Source organism: Bacillus sp. hwrm1, from assembly GCF_040207805.1.
Lineage (GTDB): Bacteria > Bacillota > Bacilli > Bacillales > Bacillaceae > Bacillus > Bacillus velezensis.
Window position 1 is genome coordinate 3957452 of record NZ_CP157943.1, and the last position, 14317, is coordinate 3971768.

The 14317-nt window shown below is 46.4% G+C and carries 12 protein-coding genes; 7 read left to right on the forward strand and 5 right to left on the reverse strand.

The genetic code is table 11. The annotated features are described in order from the left end of the window. The first annotated feature begins 15 nt into the window (after nucleotides 1-15). From ABK447_RS19825 to ABK447_RS19850, 6 genes are all read left to right on the forward strand, one after another. Entirely contained in the window at nucleotides 16-1260 is a 1245-nt protein-coding gene (locus tag ABK447_RS19825) for an exo-beta-N-acetylmuramidase NamZ domain-containing protein (protein ID WP_043021530.1), read from the forward strand. Between the two features lie 137 nt (nucleotides 1261-1397). Beyond that, nucleotides 1398-2993: an AraC family transcriptional regulator gene (locus tag ABK447_RS19830; RefSeq protein WP_094031447.1), complete on the forward strand. Its 1596-nt coding sequence runs from the start codon at nucleotides 1398-1400 to the stop codon at nucleotides 2991-2993. A gap of 87 nt (nucleotides 2994-3080) precedes the next feature. Next, nucleotides 3081-4037 (forward strand): ABC transporter substrate-binding protein, encoded by a 957-nt coding sequence (locus ABK447_RS19835; RefSeq protein ID WP_094031446.1) that lies wholly within the window; start codon nucleotides 3081-3083, stop codon nucleotides 4035-4037. A gap of 19 nt (nucleotides 4038-4056) precedes the next feature. Continuing rightward, the gene (locus tag ABK447_RS19840; protein WP_007408022.1) at nucleotides 4057-5064 is read left to right on the forward strand and encodes an iron ABC transporter permease; all 1008 of its coding nucleotides are present in this window, start codon (nucleotides 4057-4059) and stop codon (nucleotides 5062-5064) included. 1 nt (nucleotide 5065) lies between these two features. Next, nucleotides 5066-6076 carry an iron ABC transporter permease FeuC gene (gene feuC / locus ABK447_RS19845; RefSeq protein ID WP_032870282.1) on the forward strand — a complete coding sequence of 337 codons (1011 nt, stop codon included), beginning with the start codon at nucleotides 5066-5068 and terminating at the stop codon, nucleotides 6074-6076. Further along, a complete protein-coding gene (locus ABK447_RS19850; protein ID WP_032870174.1) occupies nucleotides 6073-6825 on the forward strand; it encodes an alpha/beta hydrolase in 753 nt (250 codons plus the stop codon). Before feuC ends, ABK447_RS19850 begins: the two co-directional genes overlap by 4 nt. Here the strand turns inward: ABK447_RS19850 and ABK447_RS19855 are convergent. The 5 genes from ABK447_RS19855 to ABK447_RS19875 all read right to left on the reverse strand — a co-directional run bounded on the left by ABK447_RS19855 (nucleotide 6814) and on the right by ABK447_RS19875 (nucleotide 12807). Further along, nucleotides 6814-7755 carry a bile acid:sodium symporter family protein gene (locus ABK447_RS19855; protein WP_094031904.1) on the reverse strand — a complete coding sequence of 314 codons (942 nt, stop codon included), beginning with the start codon at nucleotides 7753-7755 and terminating at the stop codon, nucleotides 6814-6816. The two genes, ABK447_RS19850 and ABK447_RS19855, sit on opposite strands and share 12 nt — an antisense overlap. 150 nt (nucleotides 7756-7905) lie before the next feature. Next, nucleotides 7906-9339 carry a SulP family inorganic anion transporter gene (locus tag ABK447_RS19860; RefSeq protein ID WP_043021532.1) on the reverse strand — a complete coding sequence of 478 codons (1434 nt, stop codon included), beginning with the start codon at nucleotides 9337-9339 and terminating at the stop codon, nucleotides 7906-7908. 231 nt (nucleotides 9340-9570) lie between these two features. Beyond that, entirely contained in the window at nucleotides 9571-10617 is a 1047-nt protein-coding gene (locus ABK447_RS19865; protein WP_076425732.1) for a zinc-binding dehydrogenase, read from the reverse strand. Next, nucleotides 10592-11542, reverse strand: a complete 951-nt coding sequence (locus tag ABK447_RS19870; RefSeq protein WP_043021534.1) for an inositol monophosphatase family protein — start codon at nucleotides 11540-11542, stop codon at nucleotides 10592-10594. The genes ABK447_RS19865 and ABK447_RS19870 overlap by 26 nt, the downstream gene beginning before the upstream one ends. Further along, the gene (locus ABK447_RS19875) at nucleotides 11539-12807 is read right to left on the reverse strand and encodes an aspartate aminotransferase family protein (protein ID WP_007408029.1); all 1269 of its coding nucleotides are present in this window, start codon (nucleotides 12805-12807) and stop codon (nucleotides 11539-11541) included. Before ABK447_RS19875 ends, ABK447_RS19870 begins: the two co-directional genes overlap by 4 nt. A 228-nt stretch (nucleotides 12808-13035) precedes the next feature. Here ABK447_RS19875 and ABK447_RS19880 point away from each other — a divergent pair, with 228 nt between their 5' ends. Further along, nucleotides 13036-14247 (forward strand): MFS transporter, encoded by a 1212-nt coding sequence (locus ABK447_RS19880; protein ID WP_170919562.1) that lies wholly within the window; start codon nucleotides 13036-13038, stop codon nucleotides 14245-14247. The last annotated feature ends 70 nt before the right edge of the window (nucleotides 14248-14317 follow it).

Consider the following 14317-nt stretch of genomic DNA (forward strand, 5'->3'; position numbering starts at 1 on the left):
ACAGGAGGACTGATCATGAAAACACAAACGGCTGCGCTTATTGCCGGATTAGTCGTCATCAGTGCTATGACGGCAGTCTCGGCGGCTTCTGACAGAAACCTTCATACCGCCAAGAAACCAAGCATCCAAACAGGCATCGACCGCCTGCTGAAAGATTATAAACAGGAACTGAAGGGAAAAAGGGTCGGGCTGATCACCAACCCGACCGGTGTGAACAATTCATTGAAAAGCAGCGTTGACGTGCTGTATGAGGCACCAGACATCCACTTGACGGCATTATTCGGACCGGAGCACGGTGTCCGCGGCGATGCTCAGGCCGGAGACAAAGTCACATCCTATATAGACGAAAAAACAGGGCTTCCCGTCTACAGCCTGTACGGGGAAACGAGGAAACCGACGCCTGACATGCTGAAAGATACAGATGTGCTGATTTTCGATATTCAGGATGTCGGAACGCGATACTACACCTACATTTATACAATGGCCTATGCCATGGAAGCGGCAAAAGAAAAAGGCATTCCTTTTTATGTATTGGACCGGCCGAATCCGCAAGGCGGACGAAATCCGGACGGCCCGGTTCTTGAACCGGATTACGCTTCATTTGTCGGACTGTATCCGATCCCGCTGAAGCACGGCATGACGATCGGTGAGCTTGCTCTTTTATTCAATAAAGAGTTTCATATCGGCGCCGACCTAACCGTCGTAAAAATGAAGCGCTGGAAGCGGACGATGACGATTGAAAATACCGGTCTGCCGTTCGTCCTCCCTTCGCCTAATATCCCGACCCCGGACAGCATATTCGCATATTCGGCGACAGGACTAATCGAAGGCACAAACGTATCCGAAGGAAGGGGCACGACAAAGCCGTTTGAACTGATCGGCGCGCCTTATATGAAAAGCACCGAGCTCGAAGAACGCCTGAACAGTCTCAAGCTTCCGGGCGTCACCTTCAGAGCCGCATCATTTATCCCCAGCTTCTCCAAGCACCAGGGCAAACTGTGCCACGGCGTACAAGTCTACGTAACAAACAGAAACACATTTGAAGCGGCAAAAACAGGGCTTTCCATTCTGAAAACCATGCATGACTTATATCCGAATGACTTTTCATTCTTGCCGACAGGCTCTTTTGACAAGCTGATCGGTAACGGCTGGGTACGCAAAAAAATAGAAAAAGGCACTTCCATTGAAGACATCACCGGCACATATCAACGCCGGCTGGACCAATTCAAAACTATAAGAAAACAATACCTCATATACTGACAACATTCGTGTTACACGTGTAACATTTTGACGCATTTCACATTTCCGCTTTTTATAGGAAAACATTCATTTATTTGGTACAATTTAAATGATAACAGTTATCATTTAAATGAATGTTTCCTAAAAGGTGGTTTCTCATGAAAAACATATTATTCTTTCAGCCCATTGATATCATCTCCGTAAAAAAAACAGCCGACCTTCTGTCAGAGCATCAGCTCACTGATTCCCCCGTATTGATCTTTCATGTGAAAGGCGAGGGACAAATTGATATCGGAACAGACAGCTTTCCGCTGCAGAAGGAAACGCTCTACATCTGTCCTTGTGATGAGACATTCAATATTGCCCCTATACCGTCAGGCGGCATCCATTTATATATCGTCAGACTCCGTGTTTTCTCCTATTCATCAGATGATGAAGCGATGCTTCCGGATAACGGGGAAGACATCTTCCACGGACTTCAGCAAATGAATTTACAAACGGTTGATCATTTGACAAGCCGGCTTCAGTCACTTTCTGAAAACGTGCGATCGGCAGATGCATTGCAGAAAATGAAATATACAGCCGACTTTCAGCAGCTGATGTACGACCTATATGCCGCAAAAGTATGCCATCAAAATAATACGAAAGCGGCGATCGAACAGACAAAACAATTCATACATGCTCAGTCCGACACAAAAATCACGCTCACCCAGCTCGCTCATATGGCGGGAATCAGTCCCAAGCATTACAGTGAAACCTTTAAAAAACTATACGGGCAGAGCGTAACTGAATATATCACAGACATCCGCATAACCAATGCGAAAAAACTGATGGCCAAAGCAAACTGCAAACTGCGGGAAATCGCTCATCAAATCGGCTACCAAGACGAATTTTATTTCAGCCGCATCTTTAAAAAACATACCGGCAGCTCACCTACAAGCTATATGAAAAAAAGGCGCACAAAAATGGCCGCGTACGGAAAAGAAACGATGGGGCATCTGATTCCTCTGCATCACGTGCCTTATGCTGCGGCGCTGCACCCGAAATGGACGGCCTATTATTACAAACAATTCTCTTCCGATATTCCGGTTCACCTGAGTGCTTTCCGCTATAATGCAAATTGGGAAGAGAACCTGCACACGCTTTCCCAAGCTGCCCCGGACATCATTTTCAGTCTTGATTCTGTCAGTGAAGAAGAAAAACAGCGCCTGAATGACATCACTGACGTTTTTTACCTTCCGGCTCAAGAGAATTGGAGAGACCAGTTTCTTCGCACCGCCGCATATTTGAATGAAGAGCAGGAAGCGCGGCACTGGCTTAAAGCTTATCAAAGTCTCGCCCATTCAGCGAAAGATGCTCTGAAACACGTGCGGCATCAGCGGTTCTTATTTGTCCGTGTATATAAAGAAAATATGTACATCGCCCATAACAACAGTATTGAGGATGTCTTCTTCGGTGATTTAGGCTTTGCCTCCGCAAAACCGGAATCTTTTGCTCCTGACGAAAAGATTTCCTTAGAAATGCTTGCGGATTGCCAGGCTGACTGCATCATGCTTTTCACTTGTAAAGAACCGGAAACGCTTCGTTATTTTCAGCGGATTCAGCAGACCGGAATATGGCAGAACCTTAGAGCCGTCAGCAATAAACGCGTGTTTCCCATATCATCTGACCCGTGGATTGAATATTCTCCAAGCGGACATCAGCGGATGATCGAGCAAAGCATTTCCATTTTATCCGAAGATCGTCCATGGTAATGCCGGAAATTATCCATGGTCTTATCCCTGTTCATTCTCTATAATTCCAATTGATAATAGTTATCAATTGAACAGGAGGAACAATAGATGAAGAAATTGGCATTCGCTTTCATGATTTTGCTTTTGGCTTTCACGGCCGCGGCTTGCGGAAGCTCAGAAACATCTGATACAGCAAGTAAAGGAAAGGACGCTTCTTCAGATAAAAAGAAAATCGAATATCTCGGAAAAACATATGAAGTCAAAGCGCCGACTGACAAAATCGCCATTACAGGCAGCGTAGAATCAATGGAAGACGCCAAATTGCTTGACGTTCATCCGGCAGGAGCAATTTCTTTCTCCGGCAAATTCCCGGAACTGTTTAAAGATATTACAGATAAATCCGTATCTACGGGAGAAAAAATGCAGCCGAATATGGAAAAAATTCTTGAGCTGCAGCCGGACGTCATTCTGGCATCAACCAAATTCCCGGAAAAAACGTTGAAAAAATTGAGCGGCACCGCTGAAACGATCCCTGTCTCTCATATCTCATCAAACTGGAAAGAAAACATGATGCTGCTCGCCCAGCTTACAGATAAAGAGAAAAAAGCGAAAAAAATCATCGCAGATTACGAACAGGACCTGAAAAAGACAAAAACAAAGATCAACAGCAAAGCGAAACAGTCAAACGCGCTGGTCATCAGAATCAGACAAGGCAATATTTATATTTATCCTGAACAAGTATATTTCAACTCCACGCTTTACGGTGATTTAGGCCTGAAGGCGCCGGACGAAGTCAAAGCGGCGAAAGCGCAGGAACTGATTTCTCTTGAAAAATTAAGCGAAATGAACCCTGACCACATCTTCGTACAATACTCTGATGACGAAAACGCAGATAAGCCGGGCGCTTTGAAAGACTTAGAGAAAAATCCGATCTGGAAGAGCCTGAAGGCAGTCAAAAAAGACCATGTATACGTCAATACGATTGATCCATTAGCCCAAGGCGGAACCGCGTGGAGTAAAATCAGCTTCTTACAGGTTGCGGCTGACAAATTGACTCAAGACTAATAAAGAGTAGGTTTTTCACATGTATGCAAAACGGCGGACACACATGATTATCATTGCTTCACCGATTGCCATTGTTCTGTCACTGCTGCTTTCCGTTTTATACGGCGCAAAGCAGCTTGACATCCATACCGTGTTCTCCGCATTGCTGCACTTTAATCCGGAGAATACCGACCATCAGATCATATGGCATTCAAGAATCCCGAGGGCTGCCGGCGCTATGTTTATCGGCGCCGCCCTTGCTGTTTCCGGAGCGCTCATGCAGGGAATCACACGGAACTATCTGGCCTCGCCTTCGATCATGGGTGTGTCGGACGGCTCCGCTTTTATCATCACCCTTTGCATGGTATTGCTCCCTCAATCGACATCCATTGAAATGATCATATACTCGTTTATCGGTTCCGCATTCGGCGCCGCTCTTGTTTTCGGGCTGGCCTCCATTCTTCCCGGCGGTTTTACCCCGGTGCAGCTTGCCATCATCGGAACGGTGACCAGTATGCTTCTCAGCAGTCTGTCGGCTGCGCTTTCGATTTATTTTCAAATTTCGCAGGATCTCAGTTTTTGGTACAGTGCGAGACTGCATCAAATGAACCCTGATTTTTTGAAACTGGCCGTCCCGTTTTTTGCGATCGGAATCATCACGGCCATGATTCTCAGCAAAAAGGTCACTGCCGTATCATTAGGAGACGACATTTCAAAAAGTCTGGGACAGCAGAAAAGAACCATCAAACTCATGGCGATGGCGGCCGTTGTCATATTGACCGGAAGCTCGGTGGCACTCGCCGGAAAAATTGCATTTGTCGGTTTGGTCGTTCCGCACATCACACGTTTTCTCGTCGGATCGGACTACAGCAGGCTGATCCCATGCGCGTGCATCATCGGCGGCGTCTTCCTGACCCTTTGCGATCTTGCCAGCCGATTCATCAATTATCCGTTTGAGACGCCTATTGAAGTTGTCACTTCTATCATCGGTGTTCCTTTCTTTCTTTATTTGATTAAAAGAAAAGGAGGGGATCAGCGTGGTGCGTAAAATGGCCGGAATTTATATCATTCTGATTGCTCTCATATTGCTCGTAAGCTATTTCAGCATGACAAGCGGTTCTTTTTCCGCAAAGCCGGGTGAACTGCTCAGTACCCTTTTCCGCATCCATCCGAATCCGCAATATGACATTTTGCTGTTTCAGCTGAGGCTGCCGCGCATTGTCATGGCTGCTGCCATCGGGCTCGGATTGGGGATAGCCGGAGCCGTTATTCAGGCCATTACCAAAAACGGTCTTGCCGATCCCGGTATTTTGGGCATTAATGCAGGAGCCGGAGCCGGAATCGTCACGTTTATGCTTCTGTTTCAGGGACAATCTGAAGCGACGGCACTTGCCTCTGCGATGGGTATGCCTGTCTTCGGCCTCATCGGAGGATTGATGGCGGCCGTGCTGATCTATATTTTCGCCTGGCACCGGGGGCATCTGGAATCGGGCAGAATTATTCTCGTCGGGATCGCCATGAATTCCGGATTCAGCGCGCTGTCTTTATTTCTTTCATTAAAAATGGACCCGCAGGATTATGAGATGGCGATGGTTTGGAAAAACGGCAGCATCTGGTCGGCAAACTGGATGACCATTACGGCGATCCTTCCGTGGCTGATCGTGTTCATTCCTCTGCTTATGGCGAAAACGTCATTGCTGGATACCATTCGTTTCGATGAGGACACGGTGAAAAGCCTCGGTGTTTCAACCAATAAAGAAAAAACGATTTTACTCATTGCCTGCATCGCTTTGATCAGCGCATGTGTAACCGCAGCGGGCAGCATGGCATTTGTCGGACTGATCGCGCCCCATATTTCCCGCAGGCTCGCCGGGATTGAGCACAGATACTCATTACCGGTCAGCGGATTGGTCGGTATGCTCCTCGTCATATCCGCCGACTTTGCGGGCAAATTGTTCTTTCAGCCTTCAGAAGTGCCGGCGGGAATTATTCTTGCGATTCTCGGCGTTCCTTATTTCTTTTTTCTTCTGTTTAAGCAAAAGAAGGGGCTGGATGCATGAGAGGCACCCTTACAGAACACCGGATAAACGGAAAGGAATGCACTGTGTATCTTCCTCCCTCCTATTCGGTTCAAACAGGGGCTTTACCCTGTGTGTACGTACTGGACGGGGGTTCTTTGTTTTTAGAACAGATGGATAAGCTTGAATCCCAATTTGCGAACGGAACACTTCCCGAATTGATTTTCATCGGCATCAAACCGGCTGACAGGCTCGATGAGTACACGCCGTGGCCCGCGCCTTCCCTGAGCCCTGCGTTTCATGATTTCGGCGGCAAAGGGAGGCTCTTTCTCGAGGAGCTGACAAATGTCATCATTCCCACTGTTGAAGATATGCATCACATTTCTGCACATCCGGAAACGAGAGGACTGATCGGCGCGTCATTAGGCGGACTGTTTTCGATATACGCGATGCTACAAAAGCCTGAAATATTCGGCAGAATCGGTTGTATTTCCGGTTCCTTCTGGTATGAAAAATCAGCAGATTATGTCCGCTCCGCATCTTTGCGTCCGGCACGGCGGCGTATCTATATGTCTGTCGGCAGCCGCGAAGCTGAGCATAAAAACAACATCCAAAACAACATGATCCGACAAAATAAAGACGTGCATGAAAGCCTGAGGGAAAAAGGCTTTTCTCAATCTCAGCTCTCTTTCACTGTTGAAGAGGACGCCGTGCACCATCAAGAAGCATTCAAACGACAATTCAATGCAGCACTAAGCTGGCTGTACGGAAAAAACCGCTCACGTAGCTGAGCGGTTTTTTTCATACTTCATCACGACCGGCTTAAGTTCAAAGCGTCTCAGCAAATAGCCGAACAAAGCTGCAAGGATTTGCTGAAAAAGCATCCCGATGACGACCGGAACCGCCACTTGAGACGGAAAAAAAGACACGGCGAGAACGGCTCCAGCGCTGATATTGCGCATGCCCCCCGTATAAATCAGAGACACAATTTCATCCTGGCTCCGCTTCATCAGCCTTCCGATCAGCCATGCCACGGCATAACCCGTCATGGCAATAAAAAATACCATGCCTGCGATGCCCGCAAATTTGATATCCACGTGCGTGACATACGGCGCGATTTCCGAACTGTTAATGGCAATGACAATCATCAGACAGATTTTTGAAAAAGGAGACAGCGACCGGCTTATTGCCTGAGTCCTTACCGGCGGGGAAAACTGGTTGACTATCATCCCTGCGATGGATGGAATCACCACCATCTCCGCCAGCCCTTTCATCATTCCCCACACATCCATCTGAACATTCGCCCCGGCCAGGACAGACAGGCTTAACGGTACGATAAAAGGAGAAAGCACGGTATCAACCAGGATAATAGACAGCGTCAATCCGACATTCCCCTTATACATCGCAGCCCAAATCAAACTCGTAATTCCGGTCGGAATCACCACACCCATAATCAGCCCCGTCACAGTTAAAGGGTCACCGCTGAAAATCAGATGACCGCTTCCCCATGCAAAAACAGGCATGAAAATATGCAGAACAAACAATGCCATGATCATCGGTAGCGGCTTCTCAATACTGCGCTTCAGCGAATGAAAATTGGCACTCAGACTGCCCGTAAATGTAATAAATGCAAATATCCACGGCACAGCGCCGGCCATCCAGCTGATATGCTGAGATAACAGCACACCCGCCGCCACACTTGACGGAGTCAAAAGCGGCATGATTCTCCCCAACACTTGGTTCAACTTCTGAAGCCACATCATATGCAAGTCTCCTATATACGGTTTTCAAGTCTCATTCATTATAACAATGCACCCCGGCAAATTTAACCGAAAAAAAGCCCGGATATATTCATCCGGACTTCACAAATTCTATGCCATTTGTTTCATTAAATCTCGGCTTTTCTGATTTAATCCCTTTAATTCAGCCTCAATTCCGTATTCTTTACATTTGGCGACAATTTTCTCAAGAGCCGCCGCTCCCGAATCATCCCACACGTGGGCGTCGGTCAAATCAATGACAATCCGTTTCACGTCTTCATCATAAACGATGGCATTCATCAGTTCAGACACGGAAGCAAAAAAGATCTGTCCCGTTACCTTATAAGTTCTGACATCTTTCTGTTCGGAATGTGACACAATCTTCAGCTTAGAAATTTTAGCCGTAAAGAAGATCGCGCTTAATAGCACACCCGCGAAGACACCCTTTGATAAATCATTTGTCAGGACGACCGTCACGACGGTAATAACCATAACGATCGAATCAGTAAGGGGCGCTTTCCGCAAACCTTTAATCGATGACCAGTCGAACGTGCCGATAGACACCATAACCATCACGGCCACCAGCGCAGCCATCGGAATTTTCACGACGATACCGCTTAATACGGCAATTAAAAACATTAAAAACGCGCCGGCGGTAAAAGCCGATAACCGGCCGCGTCCGCCGGCTTTCGTATTAATGACAGACTGGCCGATCATGGCGCATCCGGCCATGCCTCCGAAAAATCCGTTCACAATATTGGCGATGCCTTGTCCGCGGCTTTCTTTGTTCTTATCACTATCCGTATCCGTCATTTCATCAATGATCTGGGCTGTCAGCAATGACTCAAGCAATCCGACGAAAGCAAGCGCCAGAGAATACGGGAAAATAATCCGCAATGTCTCAAACGTCCACGGAACATCCGGTATCAAGAAATGCGGAAGTGAACTTGTGATCCCGCCCATATCACCGACCGTGCGGACATCCGCATGGAAGACCACCGCAATGATCGTCATGACAAAAATCGCCACCAGCGGAGACGGCACAGCCGTCGTAACCTTCGGCAATAGATATATGATAGCCAGTGATCCGGCAAGCATGGCGTACATGACCCATGAAGCTCCTTTGAACTGGGGCAGCTGCGCAGAAAAAATCAAGATCGCCAAAGCATTCACAAATCCGATCATGACCGAACGCGGAATAAATTTCATCAATTTCGCTATCTTACTGACACCAAGAATAAATTGAATAATACCTGTCAAAATGGTTGCCGCAAACAAATACTGCAGCCCGTAATCAGCCACCAATGTCACCATGACAACCGCCATTGAACCCGTAGCGGCTGAAATCATTCCCGGTCTGCCGCCGAAGATAGAAATAATAATCGCGATACAAAATGATGCATAAAGGCCGACCATCGGATCGACACCTGCAATAATTGAAAATCCGATCGCCTCAGGGATCAGAGCGAGGGCAACCAGAATACCGGCCAGAATGTCTTTACGGACATTCCCGAACCATTGCTGCTGTAACGTATAATCTTTCAAATGATAACGACTCCTTTTCACTATAAAAATCCGCACCCTATCAGTTGGAAACATTGATTTTCATCTGGGGAATATGAGGCAAGCTTACGGGGAAAAAGAGGACACGCTCAGAGTATAATGTCGTTGAGGAAAGGAATTGTGAACAAAGAGTATCATATTAAACTTTAAAGAAATGTGCAAGACCGTATAAATAAGAAAAGAAAACGACTCTCACTGGAGCCGTTTCCGCTTTTATAAAAGTTCCGGATCAGACACAAGAATCGTTTTTATTGCGCTGATATCCTTTCTTTCTTTTGTCACCGGGTCGATGCCCATGAGATGATCAATGGCTTCTTCATAATTCTTCAGTTCCGTCTTTTCCGTAATAAAATCATAGAGCTGCGGAAGGTCGGACGCGCATGCTAACGCGGCTTCCATGATCTGGCGGGCTTCACCTGTGCCCACAATCGTTACGCCGTTTGACAGCAGCTGGTACGGCCTGACCGTCATCTCATACGTATCATCAAAGCCCATCGGCACGATTCTTCCTCCCTTTTCAATAAAAGGATAAGCCCAATCAAGCTGGTTGCCGATCGCGTCAAAAATCACATCAAATTTTCTTCCTTGATTAATCCGTTTCACTTCATCCACGGTTAATGCTTCAGGGTGGTAGACATAATCAGATATCCGGCTTGCCGCCTCGCTTCGGAAACTGCCTATTTCAGTCGCAACCGTCAATCGCGCCATTTTTTTCACCATCATTTGCACAAGCAGTCCGATCGGTCCGGATCCCAAAACCAAGACCGAGTCCTCCGGCTGAATCGAAGCCTTGTCCACAACATTCAGCACACAGGAGAGAGGCTCAACCAATGTGGCCCGCTCCCATTCCATTGAATCCGGAATTCTGTACATGAACCTGTCTTCCCCCACGTAATATTCCGCAAACGTTCCGTGCGCCCCGATTCCGAGCTGCCAATCCTCGAAGGTTTCGCAATAACACGTCAGCCCTCTCCGGCAATAATGACATTTCCCGCAAAACTGCGTAGGATCTATCACGACGCGGTCTCCGACTTTTACATTTGTCACGTCCGGTCCGATTTCCACGACCGCTCCCACCGATTCATGCCCCATAATCATATGATGGGTTGCATTCATTTTTCCTTTCAGCACATTTAAGTCCGTTCCGCAGATACCGGTGCCGAAAATTTTCACTTTCACATCATTGGATTTCCGAATTTGAGGCTCGTCCACCTCTTGGTATTCAAGCTTATCATTAGGAGTCCAGACCAACGCCTTCATATTTCTCTTCCTTTCTGCCCCAGCGGATTTGGTCTAACAATGTTTGATGAAGCTCCTTCGTTGATGCCGCAATACATGATTGCTGATTCTGATAACTTAAATCTGTCAGAAGCGTTTCGTCCAAAGACCGGCCGTACGCATCCGTGATGACCACTCCCGCCTTCTTCGCCAAAAAGACGCTTGCGGCAATATCATAAGGAAACAAATGCAGCACCTGTCCGTTCCCGACCTGCTGAAAATCTGAAAGCAGCTTCGGATCATCTTTCAGCAGACGATTGCCGATATCCACATAAGCATCCATCTGCCCCGTGATAATTCGTGAAATCGAATAAGAAGCGCTGTTGAAAACAAAAACCCCGCCATTATTGGCCGACTGGTCAATCAGATGGCCGTATGCGTCCGTCATCAGCTGCGCCGGATGCCCGTTAAATTCAAGGCTCCAAAACATATTTTTAATATCCCGCACTTCGCTCAAATTCGGCAATTCTCCATGATACCCTTCAAAATGAATGGCATCGCTGTATACATCACCGTACATATAAGCGCCTGATTTCAATTCAAGTAAAAAAGCAAACTCGATATCCTTAATCTTTGCGTTTGGCTTATACGAAGCAAGCGCAATCGAAATACACGACATTTCAAGTCCCGCGGCGGCCGGGCGCGTTCCGTCTATCGGATCTACAATTAAAATATATTGCGGATCTTCTCCAATCAGCTTCAGGCCGCCATCCTCCGTGTAAAAAGCAACCGGATGGCCCTTTTCTTGAATATAATCCAGCACCGCCTCCTCAGCAGCGGCGTCTATGTTAAATTGGGCGTCGCCTCCCGGAGAATAGCCGTTTACGAGCCGGTTTTTCAGCGTGCCTTTTTGATTTTTCACCTTTTGATAAACAAATTGTCCAAGCTCAATGATATAGTCTCTCACTTGATTTCCTCCAATAGCTTGCGAAGTCTGTAGCAGAGCACTTCGGCTTCACTAAGTGTTATGGTTAAAGGCGGACGGATTTTAAATACATTTCCGAATCCGTAACGGGATGTCCGGAGAATCAGCCCGTAATCCATTGCCCGTTTAGCAATATAATTGGTCAGCTCCACATCCGGTTCATTGTTCTCTTTAACAATCTCCACACCGATCATAAGACCGACGCCTCTTACCTCAGAAATAAAAGCGAAATCCTCTTTCATCGTTTCTAAGCGATCCATAATATAATGACCGACCGTCGTTACATTTTCCAAAAATCCCGGTCGCTGCATGATATCTATGGTTTTACAAGCGGCAGCGGCGGCCATCACATTTGAGCCGTATGTGAAGGAGTGCGTATACCCCGGAAGCCCGGTATACTTGTCCTCCGTCAGAGTGGCGGCGACTTGAAAGCCTGTGCCCCCGAGCCCCTTTGCTACCGTCATCATATTAGGTTTCACATCGAAGTGGTCCGCGGCAAACATTTTACCCGTCCGTCCGAACCCGGTCTGAATTTCATCAAAAATCAGAGCGATATCATGTTCATCACAAAGCTTTCTCAACTGTTTAAAATACTCTTTAGGCGGAACGACGTTTCCACCGTTTCCGGATATCGGTTCAATAATCATGGCGGCAATTTTTCCATTGCTCGCATACTCAATAAAATCATTAATTCTTTCTACGCACAGCATACCGCATGAATCAGGTTTCTGATTATAAAAACAGCGGCTGCAATAGGGATCGGGGACTTGCAGGCCAAAAGAAATTTGCGGCGGGAAAGGTTCTTTTCTGAATGAGTTGCCGGACAAAGCGGAAGTCATATACGTTTGTCCGAGGTGGCTTCGAAATAAGGAGATGACATCGGTTTTTCCGGAGTAATACTGAGCCATTTTAATAGCTCCTTCATTTGCACCGGAACCGCTGCTGACTTTAGGGTGTACTTTTGTGAGATTATCGGGGGCGATTTCTACTAGTTTTTCTGCCAGTTTATTTACGGCGTCTGTTTGAAAAGATGATGTTACATGGATGAGCTTATCGGCTTGTTCTTTAACCGTATCAATGACCTCTTTGTTACCGTATCCTAAATTCAAGTTAAACGTGGCAGAGGCGCAATCAATGTACTCATTTCCCTCTTGATCGTACAGGTAAATCCCTTCTCCGCGCTCCATTACTACATCGTCAACACTGTAATACAAGCTGTCTGGATTCGTGATTTCCTTCGTTCCCACAAATACCACCCCTATGAAATTATTAGAATTTCGCTTTTTATCGTATAAATTATTGAAAATAATGTCAACGATCTTTCTTGTAAAAAATGTTAACAATTTGTTAACGTTACCATAATGGATGTACGAGAAAAAGTTATGTGATATAGTAACAATACTTGGATTTTTTGTAAAAACATCATGTCATACGAGTAGAGAGAAATATGATTTTACCAATAAGGAGATAAAATGATGAAAACTCGTCTGCTGTGGATAAGCTGTTTTTCTTATGGATCGATTGCTTTTACACTTGTTATTCTGGGAGCCGTACTGCCTGAGTTACTCACACATTATTCACAAAGCTACAGTAATGGCGGTGTATTAGTATTCTCTCAGTTCATGGGCTTTCTCATCGGAGTTATTGGCATGCCATACATGGTGAAAAAGCTTGGGCGCAAAAACGTCGTTATCTTTGGCCTGGCACTCATCAGCTGTGAAATGTTCATCACCTTCCTGCCGCCCTGGCCGCTGCTCTTTCTTCTCGTCAGCATCGCGGGGCTTGGCGCCGGATTGGTGGAATCCTGTGTAGGCACGATCATCCTCACCGCTATTAAAGAAAGACAGGCTGTGGCCATGAGCAAGATGGAAGTGGCCTACGGATTAGGTGCGCTGTTCATGCCTCTGCTCTCAGGCTTTCTTATCAACAACCACATGTGGACAATTGCTTTTTTAGTATTAGGGTTATCCAGTTTTGCACTCTTAATCGCATGGAAGCAGATGAGTTTCGGCAGTATTGATCAGCTTCTCATCCGCAAAGAGGTCTCTTCCGATGACACTAAAAAAGAAAGCACCGGTTATCGGTCACACGGATTGCTGTTTATTGCCTTGGCGGGTGCTTATTTCTTCTTTTACGGCGGCAGTGAAGTTTCCATTGTACATTTTATCCCCTCCATCTTCGCTGAGAAATGGGATATCCCCAACTCTTTGGCAACGATAACAGTTACAGTGTATTGGACGGGGATGATTATCGGTAGGTTATTAACAGGCCCGGTATCAGAAAAGCTGACATATCACCGTTATCTCCGTCTCATAAGCATTGGCGGTCTGGCTGCACTTACCGTATTAGCATTAAGCAAAAACGTATGGTTCGGTTTTGCCCTTTGCTTCTTTTTAGGGCTGTTCATGGCAGGCATGTTTGCAATAGCCCTAATCATCACGAATCATTTTTATCCCGGAAAGACAGAAACAACTACCAGTATTCTGCTCGCTTCAAACGGATTAGGAGGTTCACTCCTTCCGATCGCCGTCGGCTGGAGCTTAGATGAATATCCCGTACAAACTGCGTTCTGGCTGTTTACTGCACTGATGCTCCTTATGCTGCTGATTGTGTTCAGTTTAAGAATGCTCGAGACAATAAAGTCAAACAATCTTCAACATCACAACAGCAAAGCAAAATCAATGTAAACAAAAAAGCTAATGCCTTTCAAAGGCATTAGCTTTATATATCTATACGATCTTTCATATAAAAAACCCA

Coding starts and splice junctions, on each gene's coding strand:
- ABK447_RS19825 (WP_043021530.1), top strand. CDS start 16: ATGAAAACACAAACGGCTGCGCTTATTGCCGGATTAGTCGTCATCAGT.
- ABK447_RS19830 (WP_094031447.1), top strand. CDS start 1,398: ATGAAAAACATATTATTCTTTCAGCCCATTGATATCATCTCCGTAAAA.
- ABK447_RS19835 (WP_094031446.1), top strand. CDS start 3,081: ATGAAGAAATTGGCATTCGCTTTCATGATTTTGCTTTTGGCTTTCACG.
- ABK447_RS19840 (WP_007408022.1), top strand. CDS start 4,057: ATGTATGCAAAACGGCGGACACACATGATTATCATTGCTTCACCGATT.
- feuC (WP_032870282.1), top strand. CDS start 5,066: ATGGCCGGAATTTATATCATTCTGATTGCTCTCATATTGCTCGTAAGC.
- ABK447_RS19850 (WP_032870174.1), top strand. CDS start 6,073: ATGAGAGGCACCCTTACAGAACACCGGATAAACGGAAAGGAATGCACT.
- ABK447_RS19855 (WP_094031904.1), bottom strand. CDS start 7,755: ATGCCGCTTTTGACTCCGTCAAGTGTGGCGGCGGGTGTGCTGTTATCT.
- ABK447_RS19865 (WP_076425732.1), bottom strand. CDS start 10,617: ATGAAGGCGTTGGTCTGGACTCCTAATGATAAGCTTGAATACCAAGAG.
- ABK447_RS19880 (WP_170919562.1), top strand. CDS start 13,036: ATGAAAACTCGTCTGCTGTGGATAAGCTGTTTTTCTTATGGATCGATT.